We start from the raw sequence: 2,739 nt of genomic DNA on the forward strand, positions 1-2,739 counted from the left end.
ATTTTTTTCCTTTTTTTGGGGGCTGGGAATGTTTTTAAAGAATGGCGGTCCCGGCGGCCATGGCGGCCCCGGCGCGCACGCGTGGCTCCCGGTCCGCCCGGGCATCGGCCGGTTCCTCGTCCTCGCCGGCGTGTTCGTCTGTGCCGCCTGCGGACTCGTGTACGAACTCGAACTCGTCGCCCTCGCCTCCTACTTGATCGGCGACTCCGTCACCCAGGCCTCCGTGGTCCTCTCGGTCATGGTCTTCGCCATGGGCATCGGCTCCCTCGCCGCCAAGCGCCTCCGCCCCCGCGCGGCCCTCGGTTTCGGGGCCATCGAGGCCGCCCTCGCCCTCGTCGGCGGCTGCAGCGCCCTCGCGCTGTACGCCGCGTTCGCCTGGACCGGCGACTGGGGCGGCATGTGGGCGAGCGGCTCCCGCTACCTCCTCGTCGCCTTCTCCCTGGCCATCGGCCTGCTCATCGGTGCCGAGGTCCCGCTGCTGATGGAGCTGATCCAGCGCATCCGCCGCCAGGACGCGGGCGGCGCGGTCGCCGACCTCTTCGCGGCCGACTACGTCGGCGCGCTCGTCGGCGGCCTCGCCTTCCCCTTCCTCCTGCTGCCCTGGCTGGGCCAGCTGACCGGCGCCCTGCTCACCGGCACGGTCAACGCCCTGGTCGGCGGCGCGCTCGTCCTCGGCCTGTTCCACCGCGACCTGACCCGCCGCGCCCGCTGGCTCCTGCTCGTCACCAACCTCGCCGTCCTCGGTCTCCTCGCCACCGCCGCCGTACACGTCGACGACTTCGAACGTGCCGCCCGGCGCGCGGTGTACGGCAAGGACGTACGAGTCGCGCTGCAGACCGGCCGGCAGGAGGTCGTCCTCACCGGCGGCCGGGACGGCCGCCCGCTCTCCCTCTACCTCGACGGCCGACTGCGCATCAGCGGCACCGACGAGCGGCGCTACCACCGGGCCCTCGTCCACCCCGCCATGAGCGCCGGACCGCACGCCCGCGTTCTCGTCCTCGGCGGTGGTGACGGCCTCGCCGCCCGCGAAGTGCTCCGCCACGACGGCGTACGACGTGTGGACATCGTCGAGATCGACCCGGGCGTGGTGCGCCTGGCCCGCACGGACCCGGCACTCTCCGCGCTCAACCAGCACGCCCATGCCGACGACCGGGTGCGCGTCCACACCGAGGACTCCTTCGCCTGGCTGCGCGGCGCCCGCCCGACCGAGCCGTACGACGTCGTGATCTCGGACCTTCCCGACCCCGGCATCACGGCGAGCACGAAGCTGTACTCGCAGGAGTTCTACGGGCTGGCCCGCGAGGTCCTGGCGGTCGACGGCCGCATGGTGGTGCACGCCGGGCCGGTGGCGTCCCGGCAGCAGGTGTTCTGGACGGTCGACGCGACCGTGCGCGCCGCCGGGCTGCGCACCACGCCCTACGGGGTCACCGCCGCCGACCCCGGTTTCGTCACCGGCCCCGACCGTACGGCCCACACCTCCCGCGCCCCCCACGACTGGGGTTTCGTCCTGGCGACCCGCTCCGACGACGGCCGCAGCCCACGCCCGGCCCTCGGCGCCTGGGCGACACGGCTCAGCGCCGCCGACGGGGTGCGTGACCTGCCGCCGTCGACGCTGGTGCACCCGAGGTACGCGGGCTGAACCGTGACGGTGTGCGACGTGGGGGTAGAGGGCGTGGTGGGGCGCATGGGTGTGTGTGGGGCCGCGTGGGCGGAACACGAGCAATAACGCGTATGTACGGGTGCGGTGCGGGGCCTCGTGGGTAGGCTCGACTGCCATGGAGCATGAGGTGTTCGTTCCGGTTCCCGTCGGCCGCATCCGGGAGGCGCTGTCCGATCCCGAGCGGGTGGCCCGCGCGGTCCCCGGGCTCCAGCAGGACGCGGGCACGCCGCCGGTCGCCGGGCGCCTGAAGGTGCGGGCCGCGGGGCACACCATCACCTATCGGGGGACCCTCCGCGTCACCGCCCAGGAGGACGGTTCCTACGCCGTGGAGGGGGACGGGGCCGAGGCCCGGGGCTCCGGCACCGTGCGACTCGCGCTGACCCTCCGCCTTGCCCCGGCCGCCGGGGGCACGACCGTCGTCTTCTCCGCCACGGCCACGACCACCGGCCGGATCACCGACCTCCCACCCGACTCGGTGACCTCGGCGGCGACCCGTCTGTTGGAGAGGTTCGCGGAAAACCTGGGGGCCGGGCCGACGGCCGAGGAAACTCCGGGAGCGCCCGAGGGCCCCGCACCCGAGGTGCGCACCGCCGACCGAGACGAGCACGACGAGCCCCGCGCCGCAGCAGAGGACGCACCCCGCGACTCGGCCGAGGAGCCGTCAGCTACAGCCGAGGCCGAGGCCGAGGCTGAGACCAAGGACAAGGACGAGGCCAGGGCTTCCGCGGGCGAAGAACCCCCGGCTTCCCCGGACGCAGAACCCCCAGCTGCGGCCGCCGCCGAGGACGAGCCGTCCGCCTCCGTCTTCGAGACGGACGTCCCCCCGTCGGCTCTGGACCCCTTCGGCGAGGGCAACTTCGTCGCCGGGGACCAACCGCCGGCCGAGGCGGCGCACGCCCGCCGGACGATGATCGGCCGCAGCGCGGAGGAGGTGGACCACGCCCCGCCACGCGGCAGGTACGCCCCGGTCCCGGCCCCCGAAGCGGTCTCCGCGAGCGCCACGCTCCGCTGGGCGGCGCCGGCGGCGGCCCTGGCGGTGGCCTCGGCCAACCCTGGTAACCAAGCCTGGGTCTTAAAAA

2 protein-coding genes are annotated in these 2,739 nt (G+C 74.0%); both read left to right on the forward strand.

The window, feature by feature from the left end; genetic code table 11:
* The first annotated feature begins 28 nt into the window (after positions 1 to 28).
* On the forward strand, positions 29 to 1,639 hold the full coding sequence (locus P1P70_RS43065) for a polyamine aminopropyltransferase (RefSeq protein WP_319247722.1): 1,611 nt from the start codon (positions 29 to 31) through the stop codon (positions 1,637 to 1,639).
* A 136-nt stretch (positions 1,640 to 1,775) separates the two neighbouring features.
* The coding region (locus tag P1P70_RS43070; protein WP_319247720.1) for an SRPBCC family protein at positions 1,776 to 2,739 on the forward strand (964 nt) is incomplete at its 3' end.

Origin of the sequence: Streptomyces sp. MB09-02B (genome assembly GCF_033794485.1) — a bacterium.
Classification (GTDB): domain Bacteria; phylum Actinomycetota; class Actinomycetes; order Streptomycetales; family Streptomycetaceae; genus Streptomyces.

Bases quoted from the DNA above. Each gene is read 5' to 3' on its own strand.
- P1P70_RS43065 (WP_319247722.1), top strand. From the start codon at position 29: ATGTTTTTAAAGAATGGCGGTCCCGGCGGCCATGGCGGCCCCGGCGCG.